The sequence below is a fragment of the Levilactobacillus yiduensis genome, assembly GCF_024718525.1.
In the GTDB taxonomy this organism is placed as follows: Bacteria; Bacillota; Bacilli; order Lactobacillales; family Lactobacillaceae; genus Levilactobacillus; species Levilactobacillus yiduensis.
In genome coordinates this window covers 1-16573 of sequence record NZ_JAMXAZ010000037.1, presented here as the reverse complement: position 1 = coordinate 16573, position 16573 = coordinate 1, and the positions used below count along the sequence as shown (strand labels likewise).

Annotated in this window: 13 protein-coding genes; 9 read left to right on the top strand and 4 right to left on the bottom strand. The window is 50.3% G+C overall.

What is annotated here, in order from left to right; all coding sequences use genetic code 11:
* Nucleotides 1-153 precede the first annotated feature (153 nt).
* The 8 genes from NGM66_RS13520 (at nucleotide 154) to NGM66_RS13485 (ending at nucleotide 9312) form a co-directional block, all read left to right on the top strand.
* On the top strand, nucleotides 154-399 hold the full coding sequence (locus tag NGM66_RS13520) for a helix-turn-helix domain-containing protein (RefSeq protein ID WP_208909244.1): 246 nt from the start codon (nucleotides 154-156) through the stop codon (nucleotides 397-399).
* A 508-nt stretch (nucleotides 400-907) separates the two neighbouring features.
* Entirely contained in the window at nucleotides 908-1735 is an 828-nt protein-coding gene (locus NGM66_RS13515) for a hypothetical protein (RefSeq protein ID WP_208909245.1), read from the top strand.
* A 324-nt stretch (nucleotides 1736-2059) separates the two neighbouring features.
* On the top strand, nucleotides 2060-2749 hold the full coding sequence (deoC, locus tag NGM66_RS13510; RefSeq protein WP_208909246.1) for a deoxyribose-phosphate aldolase: 690 nt from the start codon (nucleotides 2060-2062) through the stop codon (nucleotides 2747-2749).
* Nucleotides 2750-2779: 30 nt separating this feature from the next.
* Nucleotides 2780-3967, top strand: a complete 1188-nt coding sequence (locus NGM66_RS13505; RefSeq protein WP_208909247.1) for a phosphopentomutase — start codon at nucleotides 2780-2782, stop codon at nucleotides 3965-3967.
* A gap of 28 nt (nucleotides 3968-3995) precedes the next feature.
* Nucleotides 3996-4703 (top strand): purine-nucleoside phosphorylase, encoded by a 708-nt coding sequence (gene deoD, locus NGM66_RS13500; RefSeq protein WP_208909248.1) that lies wholly within the window; start codon nucleotides 3996-3998, stop codon nucleotides 4701-4703.
* A 67-nt stretch (nucleotides 4704-4770) separates the two neighbouring features.
* Complete coding sequence (gene deoR, locus NGM66_RS13495) at nucleotides 4771-5736, top strand: DNA-binding transcriptional repressor DeoR (RefSeq protein WP_208909249.1); 966 nt, start codon at nucleotides 4771-4773, stop codon at nucleotides 5734-5736.
* An 18-nt stretch (nucleotides 5737-5754) separates the two neighbouring features.
* Complete coding sequence (locus NGM66_RS13490) at nucleotides 5755-7053, top strand: pyrimidine-nucleoside phosphorylase (protein ID WP_208909250.1); 1299 nt, start codon at nucleotides 5755-5757, stop codon at nucleotides 7051-7053.
* A 741-nt stretch (nucleotides 7054-7794) separates the two neighbouring features.
* On the top strand, nucleotides 7795-9312 hold the full coding sequence (locus NGM66_RS13485) for a gamma-glutamylcysteine synthetase (RefSeq protein WP_208909251.1): 1518 nt from the start codon (nucleotides 7795-7797) through the stop codon (nucleotides 9310-9312).
* 122 nt (nucleotides 9313-9434) lie between these two features.
* Here NGM66_RS13485 and NGM66_RS13480 read toward each other — a convergent pair whose 3' ends face one another.
* From NGM66_RS13480 to gnd, 4 genes are all read right to left on the bottom strand, one after another.
* The gene (locus NGM66_RS13480) at nucleotides 9435-10757 is read right to left on the bottom strand and encodes an APC family permease (RefSeq protein WP_208909252.1); all 1323 of its coding nucleotides are present in this window, start codon (nucleotides 10755-10757) and stop codon (nucleotides 9435-9437) included.
* Nucleotides 10758-11096: 339 nt separating this feature from the next.
* Nucleotides 11097-12455 carry a gluconate:H+ symporter gene (locus NGM66_RS13475; protein ID WP_208909254.1) on the bottom strand — a complete coding sequence of 453 codons (1359 nt, stop codon included), beginning with the start codon at nucleotides 12453-12455 and terminating at the stop codon, nucleotides 11097-11099.
* Nucleotides 12456-12627: 172 nt separating this feature from the next.
* The gene (gntK, locus tag NGM66_RS13470; RefSeq protein ID WP_208909255.1) at nucleotides 12628-14172 is read right to left on the bottom strand and encodes a gluconokinase; all 1545 of its coding nucleotides are present in this window, start codon (nucleotides 14170-14172) and stop codon (nucleotides 12628-12630) included.
* Nucleotides 14173-14207: 35 nt separating this feature from the next.
* Nucleotides 14208-15113, bottom strand: coding sequence for a phosphogluconate dehydrogenase (NAD(+)-dependent, decarboxylating) (gnd, locus tag NGM66_RS13465; RefSeq protein ID WP_208909256.1), 906 nt, complete (start codon nucleotides 15111-15113; stop codon nucleotides 14208-14210).
* 105 nt (nucleotides 15114-15218) lie between these two features.
* Here gnd and NGM66_RS13460 point away from each other — a divergent pair, with 105 nt between their 5' ends.
* Nucleotides 15219-16118 carry a MurR/RpiR family transcriptional regulator gene (locus NGM66_RS13460; protein WP_258115806.1) on the top strand — a complete coding sequence of 300 codons (900 nt, stop codon included), beginning with the start codon at nucleotides 15219-15221 and terminating at the stop codon, nucleotides 16116-16118.
* The last annotated feature ends 455 nt before the right edge of the window (nucleotides 16119-16573 follow it).

The following is a 16573-nucleotide window of genomic DNA, read 5'->3' as shown; positions in this document are numbered from 1 at the left end:
TAAGCAAGATCAAAAGCCGTCAGTTTTTGAAAAACATGAAAACTGACGACTTTTTTGAAAGGTATGAATAATTCAGGCTAATTATTAATCAGCAATTGACAAAACGAATAAACTCGTTTAAGATGTGAAAGTGTTTGTAAGGAGGAGTCCGTGATGGATAAGGTGCAAATGACACTGGAGGCCGCTCGGCACAATGCCGGGTACTCACAAAAGGAAGCTGCGGCTTGCTTAGGTATCCATTACCAAACGCTGGCTGCTTGGGAACGGGATAGTTCGAACCTTGGAATTCAAACGATCGAGCGTTTATCGGCGCTCTATCAGGTCCCACAGAACTATCTCTTTTTTGGTAAGAAGAGTGATTTTATCCACGCTTTGCGTCAGCGCGCGGCTAAAGGATAAGTGAATAATTGCTTGGACCATTGGGAGGAGTCATGACTAATTCCATTTGGAATTGGGCTGCTAACGTCGCGAGGGATATTCCCTGGCGATTTTTTTGCGCCCGTAAACTGTTGGATTCGATGATTATTTTGTGGTAACGTTACTGACCTTACCAACCACCTGCCGATAGTCGTACGACGTTGAAAAGGTTGCGGTCAAAAAAGATATGAATGGTGAATCTATTCGTTGTGCGTTAGCTTACCAGCTTCATTTGATGGGGTCAAGGCAAATGCAACTGGGGGATTGTTTTGGAAAACAGGTCACTTTCAGGATAGGTACTGACGTGACCTGTGCGAATGAACATAACTAGGATAAACGTGATTACTCATGAACTTTTCAATACAACGATTATTGACAACGAATTCTAGTGTGGGTAAACTAAAGAAGCTGTGTCAGCTACCGCCATCGGAAACGACTGGCGGCTGCGCACAAATTGGCCTCGTTAGAAGCCGGTAGGGGATGGATTGTTATGAAGAAAAGTATTGTTGGTCTATTAGTTTTGGGTGGGTTAATCGGTGGTGGATTGGTCCCCCAGACAGCGCAGGCTGCCAAGAGTTATCGCATGAATTGGATGCACGCACGGGCGTGGAATCCGTGTAAGTTCCGCAAGTCTGGCTACAAGCACTATGCCTATACGCTACATAAAGTTAAGCATCATCGTTATCGGTTGAAACGCGCATTTCGGTTGGGGACCAAAAAGAATCGCGTGTTTTATCAGGTTAAAGCCACTTCACTAGGCAATAAGCGGCCTGTTGAGTATACTTATGTGACTGACAAGGGGAAGGGCGTCTGGGTGAATACCAAGTATTTAACTTACAGTCGACCGAAGAAGACAACTAAGACCCGCACTACAAGCAATTCGCAAGCAACACAGGGATCTACGACAGGTACCACAGCGACGACCACAACCGTAACGACTGGTAAAGAAAGTCAGTCAAGTAAATCGAGTACAACGCAACCGACTGCGAAGACAAGCGGTAAATTTTACATCAAGGACAACAAGCATATTTCTTGGCAGGAATGGTTGAGTTTGCCAAGTCTAAGCGGTGAAGTCAAAGGGCTCACGTTCTATCACGTTGACGACGTGCCTTATGATGAAGACGGCTTCCCGTACGTGACACAGAATATGTTCTCGTCGCCGTTGCAAGCGCGGATGATGAAAAATGAATTTACTTCGGCAACTTACAGCGCCATCACCGATAAGTGGGACACCTATTATGTCAGTGACAAGCATGCCTTATTCTGCCCGACCAATACAGAAGTGGGTCAGGCCATTCGTGATAAGATGCCAGATTAAGCTGTCGCGAGGCGAGGACTAAGAGGCAATTTGAGATGAAATCGACTGGATAATGTGATCCGGTCGATTTTTTTGAAAAAAATTTTAAAATAAAAATGAGGGCATTTAACGTCTTCCCCATGAACGACCGAATTTCACAAGAATTTTTGAAAACGCTATCACGACGGGCTTCGATTAAGTAAAACGATTAACCCGACAAGTGAAATTTTTTAAGCCACCCCCTGCACGTTCGTTCATGATTTTGAACAGCGGTTCAATCCGGGGGTTTACAAATGTGCAGCTATCCGGTATGCTATTGATGATAAATGAAAGGGGTTTCATATAATGACATTAACCAAAGCACAAGTCGCAAAATACATTGACCACACGAACTTAAAAGCTGATGCTACCGAGGCCAGCATTAAACAAACCTGTGACGAAGCAAAGCAATTTGATACCGCTTCCGTCTGCGTAAACTCTTACTGGATTCCATTCGTTGCTGAACAACTGAAGGACAGCGATGTCAATCCTATCGCCGTTGTCGGCTTCCCACTAGGGGCCATGGCCACGGATAGCGAAGTCTTCGAAGCCAACAAGGCCATCGATGACGGCGCAGAAGAAATTGACATGGTCATCAACATTGGCGAATTAAAGTCTGGTAACAATGATGTTGTTACAGCTGACATCAAGGCTTTGGCTGATGCCGTTCACGCCAAGGGTAAGATCTTGAAGGTTATCTTGGAAACCTGCCTGTTGACCAAGGACGAAATCGTCTTGGGTTGCCAGTTAAGCGAAAAGGCCGGCGCTGACTTCGTTAAGACGTCCACTGGGTTCTCCACTGCCGGTGCCAAGGTCGATGACGTGAAGTTGATGCGTGAGACCGTTGGCGACCGTTTAGGCGTTAAAGCTTCCGGTGGTGTTCACAGCTGGGATGAAGCCTTAGAAATGATCGATGCCGGCGCCAGTCGTTTGGGTGTCAGCGCCACGGTTGCGATTCTGACCGGTGCCGATGCAGGCGACAAAGCAGGTTACTAGACTTAAATTTTTGAAAGCGGGTATGTAGGTATGAAGTTCAAACGCATTTTTGGTTTAGTTATGGATTCCGTTGGTACCGGGGCCGCTCCCGATGCCGCTAAGTACGACGATGAAGGTTCAGACACGTTAGGTCACGTCGGCCAACACTTCGCTGGCAAGCTGGCCTTACCGAACTTGGCTAAGATTGGGTTGTCCAACCTGCGCGACACGCCAATCGAAGGTGTGCCCGTCGCTGATGATCCCCACGCTTACTACGGTAAGATGCGCGAAATCTCAGCGGGTAAGGATTCCATGGATGGTCACTGGGAAATGATGGGCCTGCCTGTTCGCAAGGCCTTGAGCACCTTCCCCAATGGCTTCCCGGCGGACATCATCGACAAGTTGGAGAAGTTCTCTGGACGTAAGGTCATTGGGAATCGGCCTGAATCCGGGACCAAGATCATTGCTGAATTAGGGGAACAACAGATGGCTAAGGGCGACCTGATCGTCTACACCTCTGGTGACTCCGTCTTGCAAATCGCAGCTCATGAAGACGTGATTCCTTTGGCTGAGCTCTACAAGATTTGTGAGTACGCGCGTTCTCTGGTCAACGGCCCAGAATACTTAGTCGGCCGGATCATTGCTCGGCCATACGTCGGACCCGATGCCCAACACTTTACGCGGACCGCTAACCGGCGGGACTTCACGTTGGAACCAACTGACGAGACTGACCTGGATCGTTTGCAAAAGGCTGGCGTTCACGTGGTCGCTGTTGGGAAGACCAACGATATCTTCTCCGGTCACGGGATCGACGAAGGCTACCACAACGAAAGCAACATGGACGGGATGGACCACGTCGATCACGTCATGGCCGAAGACTTTACCGGCTTTTGCTTCATTAACTTAGTTGATTTCGATGCCATGTATGGTCACCGGCGGAACCCCGAAGGCTTCGGTCAAGCCCTGATGGACTTTGACAAACGCCTGGGGACTGTCTTAGACAACATGCATGACGATGACCTGTTGATGATCACCGCTGACCACGGGAATGACCCAACCTTCAAGGGCTCCGATCACACCCGTGAACAAGTGCCATTGCTGGCCTACTCCCCAAGCTTCAAGCAGGGTGGGAGCTTAGGTGTTCGGTCACCATTTGCTGACTTTGGGGCAACTGTTCTCGATAACTTTGGCGTGGCTGGTAACGGTGAAGGCCACAGTTTCTTAGCAGACTTGAAATAGTGAACAACCATTTTAGGAGGAACTAATCATGAGTAACCATATTGAAGCGAAAAAAGGCGACATTGCTGATACTGTCTTAATGCCAGGTGACCCATTACGGGCAAAGTACATTGCTGAAACCTTCTTAGAAAACCCAGTTTGCTACAACAAGGTCCGGAACTGCTTCGGCTATACCGGGACTTACAAGGGCAAGCGCATTTCCGTTCAAGGAACGGGGATGGGGATTCCTTCAATTTCCATTTACGCTAACGAACTGATCCGCGACTACGGTGTAAAGACCTTGTTCCGGGTAGGGACGTCTGGTGGGATGAGCCCAGATGTTCACGTGCGTGACGTGGTGTTGGCCCAAGCGGCAACGACCGATTCATCCATCATCCAAAACACGTTTGGCCCTGGTATCTACTATGCGGCAATCAGTGACTTTGGGTTGCTGGATACGGCTTACCACGTGGCCCAAGACCTGAAGATCCCCGTACGGGTCGGCAACGTCTTGGCCGAAGACCGGTTCTACAACGACGAAATGGACCGGCAAAAGCTGGTTGATTACGGTGTGATTGCCACTGAAATGGAATCAACGGCCCTGTTCTTATTGGCTGCGAAGTACCACGTTCGGGCATTATCCGTCCTGACCATCAGTAACCACTTGATTACCGGTGAATCCACGACGCCTGAGGAACGGGAAAAGTCCTTCAATGACATGATCAAGGTTGCTTTAGACACAGCCGTTAAAGGTTAAAGCTAACGGGTGCGGACACGGTGTCGCACCCGTTTATGATTAAAATAAATGATGAGGAGGAAACGGGATGACAGAGACGACGGAACAGCGATTGGCGCAAGGGTTGACCGTTGCGAAGATGTACTACCAAGCTGACCAGAGTCAAAGCCAGATTGCCCAACAGCTGGGAATTTCCCGGCCGACGGTTTCCCGGCTTCTCCAGTTTGCTCGTGAACAAGGATTGGTACGGATTCAGATCGTGGACCCCGTGCAGGACGTTCAGACGCTGGAACAGGCGTTAGCGGCGGCCTATCACGTCGAGGTGCACGTGGTACCGACACAGTTGACCGCCAACACGGAATTGTTGACTACCGTTGGGTCGTACGCGGCCCGCTATCTTGAAGACATCGTGCAGGAACACGACGTTATCGGGATCGGTTGGGGGAAAACGATTTATGCGATTGGGTCGAACTTGGCGCCGGATACTTTGACCGGCGTTGAGGTGATTCAGCTGAAAGGGAGCGTGAGTTATTCCACGGAGCACACGTACGCTTATGAAAGCATTGACGCCTTTGCCAACGCTTTTCACGCCGTGCCCCAGTACTTACCGTTGCCGGTTATCTTCGACCACCAACAAACTAAGGAATTGGTGGAGAAGGAACGGCACATTCAGTACCTCCTCGAGCTGGGCGAAAAGGCCAATATCGCCATTTACTCGGTCGGCACCGTCCGCAATAATGCGTTAGTCTTTCAGTTGGGTTACCTGCGTGAACCGGAAAAGGCCGCGCTTCAAGCCCATGCAGTGGGGGATATCTTCTCTCGCTATATTGATGAAAATGGTGAAATCGTCAATCCGCAGCTGAATGAACGGACCATCGGTATTAATTTAGATAGCTTAAAGCAAAAGGAACATTCGATTCTGGTGGCAGCGGGCGATGCGAAAGTGCCCGCCGTCAAGGCTGCCTTGTTAGGTGGCTACCCGAATTGCCTCATCATCGATCAACACGCAGCAGCACAACTACTTAAAGCGTCACCCAATGCGGTGGCCAATTAGAAATGGAGTGGCTGAAACATGAGAATGGTAGACATTATTGATAAGAAACGTAACGGTGGCGAACTGACGAAAGAAGAAATCCAAACCTTCGTTGACGGCGTCGTTTCCGGTGAGATTCCAGATTACCAAACCAGTGCCTTCTTAATGGCAACGTACTTCAACGACATGACGGATGCTGAACGGTCAGAACTGACCATGGCCATGATGAAGTCCGGGGACCATTTGGACTTATCTGGGATTCCTGGCGTTAAAGTCGACAAACACTCGACCGGTGGTGTCGGGGACAAGACCAGTATTCCGTTGGCCCCAATCGTGGCCGCACTGGGCATTCCCGTCCCGATGATCTCTGGTCGGGGACTCGGACACACGGGTGGCACCTTGGATAAATTGGAAGCGATTCCAGGCTACCAAGTTGAAATCAGTGAAGATGACTTCAAGAAACAAGTGAAGAACGAAGGATTGGCCATCGTCGGGGCAACCGGGAACATTGCACCAGCCGACAAGAAGATCTACGCCCTGCGTGACGTGACTGACACGGTGGACTCCATTCCATTGATTGCCAGCTCCATCATGAGCAAGAAGATTGCTTCCGGGACGGACGCCTTGGTTATCGACGTCAAGACCGGTGCCGGGGCCTTCATGAAGACGCTTGACGACTCACGTGAACTGGCCAAAGCCTTGGTTGGTATCGGTAAAGGGGTCGGCATGAACTGCATGGCCATCATTTCCGACATGAATCAACCACTGGGGAACGCCATTGGGAACGCCTTGGAAATCAAGGAATCCATCGACCTCTTGAAGGGCCAAGCACCCGCTGACATTACGGACTTAGTCTTGACCTTAGGTTCTCACATGGTCGTGATGTCCGGTAAGGCTGACGACTTGAAGACGGCTCGGGCCATGTGTGAAAAGACCATTGAAGACGGCTCAGCACTGAAGAAGTTCGGCGACATGATTGCGGCTCAAGGCGGCGACAGAAGTGTCATCGACCATCCAGAAATCATGCCACAAGCCAAGTACAAGATTGCGCTGCCAGCTAAGACTGACGGGGTCGTTAGCAAGGTCGAAGCCGATGAAATGGGTATCGCCGGGATGTTACTCGGTGGTGGCCGGCAAAAGGCTGACGACAAGCTCGATTACGCGGTTGGTATCATGATGAACAAGAAGGTGGGCGACACGGTCAAGGTCGGCGACACCTTACTGACCATCTACAGTAACCGCGAAGACGTGGATGACATCAAGAAGATGCTGTATGACAACATCGACATTAGCGATTCAGCAGAACCAATCACGCTGATTCACGAAACCGTGCGGTAATTCACAGCACACGCTTCATCTCCTAAAAAGACCAGTCGGCATTGCGCCCGGCTGGTCTTTTTTTCCTCGCTGGCCGCCTACCGTTCCTCGCATGGCCTACGGCTGTCAGGGGTTCCGCCTGCTATGGCGAACGCTTCCAGCCAAGGGGCGGGCTTCCAGCTCGCTTCGAAGCCACGCCAAGTTCGCGTGTCTCCAAAGTCGCCGCACGCAGTAACCTGGCAAAGAACGCCAGCTAACTGCGTCGACACAGCTGGCTACACCCCTGACCTCCTCCGGCCGTGTTTCAACCGTCACAGCAAGCTGCCTGCTTATCTGACAGTCAGAACAAATCTGCCGGGTGACCATGAGTCTAGCCGAGAGTGGCGCGAATCTAGGCTCAGCCGGGGAATTTGTCAGTGGTCTTTACTGACAAATTGGTGACTTTGAGACGGTGGGCTTCCGGCTCAAAGCAAGGCCTGAGACCGCTCCATCAGGCTCAGGCCGTCCTCCCCCAGCGTTCCAGCCTAGAATTCGCAGAACGGTAGGCGGTCAGTAAGCGCATGTGGATAAGACGGTCGCTGAATTTTTTTGAAAAAAGTGACTGAATATGAGTGACAGGGCGGCTAATATTGTTTACACTTTAGGTTAACTAAAGATTGGAAGCGAGTCGGTCGGATTGTGGCCGGGAATGCCCAGTGCTAGTCGACTGACGACCTTTAGCGTTTGTCACACTCATCTTGACAGTTAGGGGATGTTACCGTCATGCTGGACAACTTATTAGCAGTTATTCGTGCGGAAAATCTTTCGGAACAGCTTTATCACAGCTTAGTTGGCTTGGAAATTGAGGAGCAGCGGATCGACCAGCACGGCCGGTTGAGTCGGCGCCCACATCCTAGTCAACTGGGGTCACGCACCTTTCATCCGTACTTACAAACGGATTTTACGGAGAGTCAATTGGAAGTCATCACGGATCCCAACCCCAATATCGGCGGGACTTTGGACCAATTGGATACCTTACAAACGGTGGCGTACCGGTCGCTGGAAGGCGACGACCGCATTTGGCCGTTGAGTATGCCGCCAGTCATGGATGCCACGGACCTGAAATTCATTGCTGAGCACTTTGACCGCCCAGCGATTCGGCCGTACCGTGAATATTTAATCAAGAAATATGGCTTGCAGCACGGGTGCCTGACCGGGGTGCATGTCAATTACAGCTTACCGGATCCGGTCGTGCATCGGCTCTACAGTCACTATGACCAGGAGTTTCCGACGTTGGTGGCGTTCAAGAACGCGCTGTACTTTCGCATCGCACAGAACTTTATTCGCTACCAGTGGCTACTGACCTATTTGTTTGGGGCTAGTCCGATTGCGGAAAAGGGGTTCTTTGAGCCGTTGCCTAAGGAACTTCAGCAGCCCGTTCGTAGCATTCGGAACAGTCGCTTCGGCTTTGTTAATTTTGACCAGGAGCAGGTGACCTACACCTCGTTAGCGGCCCATTTGAGCCAGCTCCAGCACTTTATCGATGATGGGACCTACTTCTCGGCGCACGAGTTTTACGGCCCCGTACGGCTTAAAGGACAGGCTAATGCCCACGACTTCCAGACCGGGGGCATCCGCTACCTGGAATTGCGGGATTTTGACAACACGCCGTTCACGCCCAACGGGGTCAGCCGGCACATGCTGTATTTTCTGAAGATCTTCATGTTGTACCTGTTGACGCAGCCAGTACCGGCCGATTTGGCCACTGAACTAGCGGCGGCACGGGCCAAAAACCGGGCCGTCGCGTTGGAAAATCCGCTGGCACCGACGCAGTATCAGGCGGAGGGCATCCGTATTTTCGCTGAAATGCGGGCTATGGCAAATGCGTTGGCCACGCACACGGAACAGTGGGAAATCATTGATGACTTGGAAGAAGTGCTGATGCATCCGGAACTGACTCCAGCGGCGAAGTTACTGGACCACGTGGATCAGGGCAGTCTGATGAAATTCGGTCAGGCCGTTGCCCGTAAATGGTATCACGACCGCATCAGCGCTCCGGCACTCTTGCCGCAGCTCGCGCAGTTGAGCGACCAGGCGCAGCGGTTCATCCTAACCGCGCTGCAAGCCGGCGTGCAGTTCTACCAGGTGCGTGATGAAAATGGCGCTGACCTGTTGATGTTCACCTTTGATGGCGTGACCCAGGTGCTGGAGGACCGCGAAACGCACGTGGCAGATCCCAATGTGCGTCTGCACCAGCTGTTTCCAGACCTCCCACCGCTGCCGACACCGCTACATTACTAAGTAAACCGGGTTGTGTCTCTGGAAGCGTCGTTAATCTAAAAAAACTTAACTGATTAAAAAATCCTCTTGCTTGGCATCGGCCGAACAAGGGGATTTTGTGGTTGAAAATTTAGGTTAACTGCTTATTCCACGGTTGGGTGGTGTTGGTGCCAATAGTAGACTGGCAAGCCAATCAGGGTCAATGCCAGGCCAGTCACGGCCAAGCCCGTTTCGGTGACCAGGGTGGTGATCAGAATGAAGAGGCCACCGAGTAGCGCAATCAGTGGAATCACAGGGAAACCAGGGACACGGTAAGGCCGCGCCAATTCGGGTTCTGTCCGCCGGAGTTTGAACACGGCAATGAAAATCAGACAGTTAAAGCACCACATGACAAAGACCAGCATGTCTGTTAGCAGGTCAAAGCTACCCATCAACATCATGATGAGCGCGATGATAAACTGAACAGTTCCCGCAAAGTAGGGGACGTAGGTCCGCCGAGACAACCGCCGGAAGTATTTGGAAAATGGCAGACTGTCTTCAGCGGCCATAGCGAAGGGCACCCGCATCCCAGTCAGCGTGTAACCGTTGATGGCCCCGTAGACGGAGATGAGGATGCCGATGGTGACCAATTTCCCGCCGAATTGACCGAATAACTTCATGGACGCATCGGCCGCAGCGTTTTGGTTCCCCGCAATCAGGTCGATGGGCAGGGTCTTCAAAAAGACCAGGTTGACCAACGTGTAGATGACGGTGATGCCCGCCAGACCAATGACGATGGCGCGGGGCAGGTCACGTTCGGGATGCTTCATTTCGCCGGCAATGTTACCAATGCTGATCCAGCCGTCATACGCGAACATGGTCGCCAGCAGGCTAGAACTAAAGGCACTGCCCCAGTTGAGGTGGTCGCCGGTCGTAATGGGCCACCACTGAATAGGATCGTTGGCCGGGGCAAATAAGCCGATACCGACAATGACCACGATGGGAATCAATTTAAAGACTAATGCTAGCGACTGCACAGTCCCACCAACCTTGGCCCCTAAAAAGTTTAGGCCAGTGATACTGAGACCACAGATGACGGCGACGGGCAATTGCCAACTGCTGTCTAGGTGAAACAGGGCGACCCACTGCGTCCCAAAAATAATCGACAAGGCCGCAATGTTTGCGGGATAGTAGACCAGCAGCTGGGCCCAACCCATCAAGAATCCCACGGGCTTGCCATAAGCGTACTCCAGGTACCGCATCGCGCCCCCAGTTCGGGGAATCGCTGCGGCCAGCTCTGCACTGGTCAAGCCAGCACAGATGGTCAATACGCCACCTAAAATCCAGGCAACTAGCGTCATGTTGGCCGAATGGTTAGCGGCCACGACACTAGCGGTCTTAAAGAACACCCCGCCACCGATCACGGTTCCCATGACGGTTGCCAGGGCGGTAAACGTGCCGATTTCTCGGCGTAACTCCTTTGCCAAACTCTTGACGCCTCTCTTCTCTCAAATGACTGATTTAATCATTATAGCACTGATTTTCTGGTGGTGTTGGTGGGGAGCATGAAATTTTCCTGAGAATTAGATTGGGTACAACTTAATCGGCAAGGTGCGTGTTAATTGTGGCAATCAGTTGTTGTGGAAGGCCAGAGGGGCAATCAAGCGGTTGAGCAAGATTATACGACAACTGGGCTAGTAGATGGCGTTATAGGCGATGTAGTCTCGAGGACAACGATCACCGAAGCCGAGAGTTCGCCAAAAAAATCCGCCACCCAGTACTGGGCAGCGGATCAGATGATGCTCGAATTAATTGTCAGAAAAATTCTAGTGGAATGCCATGTTCAACAGCAGAACAATCAGGATACCCACGATGGAAATCACAGTTTCCAGCACGGTCCAGATGCTCAGCGTTTGCTTAACCGTCAAATCGAAGTATTCCCGGAACATCCAGAAACCAGCATCGTTCACGTGAGAAGCGGCTAAGGAACCAGCACCAATGGCCAGAACCATCAAGGCAGGGTCAACACCGGATTGTGCCATCAGTGGGGCAACGATCCCGGCAGCGGTCAAAGCAGAAACCGTAGCGGAACCTAAAGCGACACGGAGGACAACGGCGACTAACCAACCTAAGATCAGTGGGGACATGTTGGAATCGATAAAGAGCTTGGCAACTTCTTTACCAACACCACCGTCGATGAGGACTTGTTTGAAGGCCCCACCACCACCGATAACTAACAGCAGCATGGCGATTGACTTAACGGCATTTTCCAAGGTAGCCATGATGTCAGCGGTCTTACGTTTCCGACCCCAACCCATGGTAAACATGGCAACCATCAGAGAAATTAACATGGCGATGGCTGGGTCACCAATCAGGGCCACGATTTGGTCCAACATGGTGGCGTTCTTGGTAGGGGTGGCCCCACCGTCGACCGTCATCTTGTAGATGGTCGTGATGGCCATCAAGATAACGGGGAAGAGGGAAGTTAAGACGGATAAGCCAAAGCTAGGTGCTTCGGAAGGCTTGAAGGTCTTGACTTCACCCAGGGAAGACAGGTTCCCTTTTTGTTGAAAGGCAGTTGGTGCAAATTTTTGCGCTAACTTCGTAAACAGAGGTCCGGCAACGATTGCGGCTGGAATAGCAACAACTAAACCGAACAAGAGGACCTTACCATCATTGGCGCCCAAGACTTGCGCAATCGCAACTGGTGCCGGGTGAGGAGGTAAGAACCCGTGGGTAACGGACAAAGCGGCTGCCATGGAAATCCCTAAGTACAGGATCGGCACATCAGCTTCAACGGCGATGGCAAAGACGATAGGAATTAACAGAACCATTCCGACTTCGAAGAATAACGCGATCCCAAGAATAAAGGAAGCAAGCATAATAGCTAATTGAAGGCGTTTCTTACCGAATTTGTCGATCAGTGTCGTGGCAATCACATAAGCCCCACCGGCGTCGGCAACTAACCGACCCAGCATTGCCCCGAAACCAAAGACCAGAGACAGTTCACCAAGTTGGCTCCCAATCCCAGACTCGATAGTCGTGGCGATTGTCGTGAGGTTCATGCCTAACAGGATGGCTGTTAGGACAGAAGTTAAAATCAGGGAGACAAAGGTATTGATCTTGAAACGAATAATGAGGACCAATAAGAAGATGACCCCGATAAGCAAAGCTAGTAGTTCCATTGGAAGTAAGCCCTTTCATATATTGAATTTTGAAAAGCCAACGTGAAAGCGTTGGCTTCTCAATACTTTGTACACACATTGTACTAGACTCTGTGCGATTTGTATACAATTTACTTGCGAAAAATTAGTTTTTTTATTTAGTTTCTGAAAAACTAAACCGGCAAACTTATTTTTACTTTTTGGCGTGGACGTGAGTCCGTTGATACTCAGCGATGTTCTTGTATTCTGATTGCAATTGCCGACTAAGGCGAATGTAGATCGGAACCAAGGACCGGTAAGCATCGTAGGTCTCTGGGTTTGGATGGTGGACGTTGGCGACACCGATGAAGTTCTTCACAACGGAGAGATCATCGATCAGGCCTAACGCGTACATCCCCAGCGTTGCGGCACCCAGGGCAGTTCCTTCAGGACTTTCTGGAATCGTGACATCTTGTTCAAAGATATCCGCCAACATTTGGCGCCAGAGTTCTGAACGGGCGAAACCACCAGTTGCTTGAATGCTAGTTGGCTTGCCAACGACTTCTTCAAGTGCCAGCATCACGGTGTACAGGTTGTAGACAATCCCTTCAAGGGCAGCCCGTACCATGTGGGCCCGTGAGTGTGTCCGCGTCAGACCGAAGAATGAACCACGGGCATTGGCGTCCCAGATAGGGGCCCGTTCGCCACCTAAGAATGGGTGGAAGATCAGGCCATCAGAACCGGCAGGCACCTTAGCAGCAATCTCAGTTAAGAGGTCGTAAGAATCGACGCCCATTTGTTCAGCGGTCAGCTTTTCAGGTGCGAAGAGTTGATCACGAACCCAACGGAAGACGATCCCACCGTTGTTGACAGGGCCGCCGACAACCCAGTGGTCTTTGGACAGGTAGTAACAGAAGACCCGACCCTTAGGATCGATCTTCGGCTTATCTGTCACGACCCGGACGGCACCGGAAGTCCCGATAGTCACAGCGACAACGCCAGGCTTAATGGCGTTAACCCCTAAGTTGGCGAGGGGACCATCGGAAGCACCCATGATAAAGGGAGTTTGTGGGTCCATACCAATCACACCAGCGTAATCCGCGTTCATGCCAGTGATTTGGTCAGTTGTGTCGACCAATTTAGGTAATTGGTCACGGGTGATCCCGGCAACTTCTAAGGCTTGGTCGTCCCAGTCCATCTTAAAGATGTTGAACAGACCAGTGGCGTTGGCAATGGAGTAGTCTTCTTGGAGTACACCGAACAGACGGTATAAAACGTATTCCTTGATTCCGACGAACCAGCGTGCCTGTTTGAATAAGTCAGGTTGGTCATTGCGTAACCAGATTAATTTGCTAAGTGGGGTCATTGGGTGAATTGGTGTCCCGGTCTTTTCGTAAAGTTGCTTACCCACGCCGTTCTCACGTAATTCATCCGCGTACTTCACCGCACGGTTATCAGCCCAAGTAATTGCTCGAGTCAGCGGTTTGTGGTCTTCATCTAACAGAATCAGACTGTGCATCGCAGCTGAGAAGGAGACACCTTGAATCTTGCCATTCTTCAAATCTGCTTTGCGCATTACCGTGGTTAACCCATCGATCATTGCGGAGAAAATCTCATCTGGATCTTCTTCAGCCATGTCGGGCACATCTTGATAGAGGGGATAAAGGTTGTTTGAATAGCCTTGCATCTGACCCGCAGTATCATAAAGTACGGTCTTGACACTGGTAGTACCAATATCGACCCCAATCATGTAGTCCATAGAGCTCTTCCTTTCGTGTCGCTAATTAGAAATTATTATTTGCCAGCCTTGTCCATTGCGTGGCCACCAAAACCGTTACGTAAAGCAGAAACCACTTTACCAGTGAAGGTGTCATCTTGCATTGAACGGTAACGCATCATTAAGGCTAAGGCGATAACTGGCGTTGGTACGTGGCTGTCCAAACCTTCTTGAACAGTCCATTGACCTTCACCAGAAGCATGCATACGGCCAGCGATCTTTTCAAGTTCAGGATCCTTGGCAAATTGTTCTTCAGCCAATTCCATGAGCCAGCCCCGGATAACAGAACCGTGGCTCCAAACCTTGGCAACGGCTTCGTTATCGTAGTCGAAGTCAGAAGCTTCAAGCACTTCAAACCCTTCGGCGATGGCTTGCATTTCACCATATTCGATACCGTTGTGGACCATCTTCAAGTAGTGACCTGAAGCGGCACGGCCGGTGTAAAGGTAACCGTCTTTTTCAGAAATGTCTTCGTATAATGGACGAAGCGTTTCGAAGGCTTCCTTGTTGTCCCCACCGATCATGAAGTTACCGTGTGAACGTGCACCTTCCATACCACCTGAAGTCCCACAGTCAAAGAAGTCGATGCCCTTGGCTTTTAAGATTTCATTGTGACGAAGAGAATCCTTGTAGTAAGAGTTCCCACCATCGATTAAGATGTCGCCCTTGCCGAGCAACGTGCTTAATGATTCAATCGTGGAGTCGGTTGGCTTGCCGGCTGGAACCATAACCCAAACAATCTTAGGTGAAGGTAACTTAGCAACCATATCTTCTAAGCTATCGGCGCCTTCAGCACCTGCAGCAACTGCCTTGTCAACAAAATCTTTGTTTAAATCGTAACCAACGATCTCGTGGTTGTGATCCATAGCGTTTTCTGCGAGGCTAAGACCCATCTTACCTAAACCAATTAATCCGAGTTTCATGAAATTAATCTCCTTTGCATGATGCGAAATTTTTCTGACAACGCTATTATATGTAAAAAAGTTTCACTTTTCAAGGCTTTTGATGTAAAATGTTTACAAAAAGTTATGCAGCACAGCAAAAAGCTACTAGGAAGGGGGGCGGCAACCATCGCCCGTTCAACGATTGGTAAGATTCGCGGGACTTATGATCAACTGTCCCGAACAGAGAAAAAAGTTGCCCAGCTCGCTTTGGATAATCCGGGCGTCGTTAGCGAGATGACCATTAAGGAACTGTCGAGCGCGACCGGTGTGTCCACAGCGACGATCTCACGTTTCGTCAAACGCATGGACTACGCCAACTATCGTGAGTTTACCATGGCATTGGCCCACATGGCGATTGAAGACACACCGCAAGTTAGTTCATTTCCAGAACTAGACGAAGGGGATTCGCTGTCAACGATTGCGAGTAAAACGTTTCGGTACACGATTCATTCCTTAGAGGCCACCAACGAGGCCCTGAGCGAGCATGAGTTGGCCCGAGCCGTGCTGAAATTGATTCACGCCAAGTCCGTGACGTTCTTTGGCCTAGGTGGGTCGTCCATCGCGGCCCTAGATGGCTATCACAAATTCTTACGAACCTCACTCAACGTGGCGTATTATCCGGACTATGACATTCAGTTGATGCAGGCGGCCAAGCTGGGTAAAGACGATTGTGCCGTCATCATTTCGCATTCCGGACGTAATCATGAGACGTTAAATATTGTAAATGAGTTGAATAACAATGGGGTGACGGTGATTGCCATCACCAGTTACAGTGGGTCGCCGTTGGCCCAGGCAGCGGACGTGTCGTTTCTGTCATTAACAGATGAAGTCAACTACCGTTCGGAGGGGATGTACTCCTTGATCTCGCAGCTGGCGATTCTGGACAGCCTGTTCATGATGACCGTCTTACGGATCTCTTCGCGGACAGATCAGACGCTGACCAAGGTGCGTGACGTGATTGAGCAGACCCGGCATGAATTGTGAGTAGATTCTAGTCGTTGGTGATATTCGCAGCCATGTGGTGCTAGCGGCCGCCGCCGGATTCACTAATTTTAGACTTTAATTGTTTTGGCTCTTTGTCAACCGGTGTTGATAGAGAGAATTTGAAGGGGCTCAATTCATTTATGAATTGGGCCTCTTTTTGACGGAAAATTTACAATTGAAGTGTGACAAGGATGAAGAAAGTAAAGAAACTCATAGCCTGAGCCCAGTGGAATTAAGTCGTAGCTTGGTTCACACAAAGTAAAATGAAAAACTTTTGATAGAGTTGGAAAGTCGATTCAAGGTAGAGTGTGAAGTTTATCTTTGTAAGAACTAGTGGACGTCACCAGTATCAGGTGCATAGAAGCTTTAATGAGTTAAGGAGAGCGTAAAATATCTTGTGTAAATGCATAAAAGATTTCTGAATTGTATAGAAATAGGGAATGCCTTCCCTTATG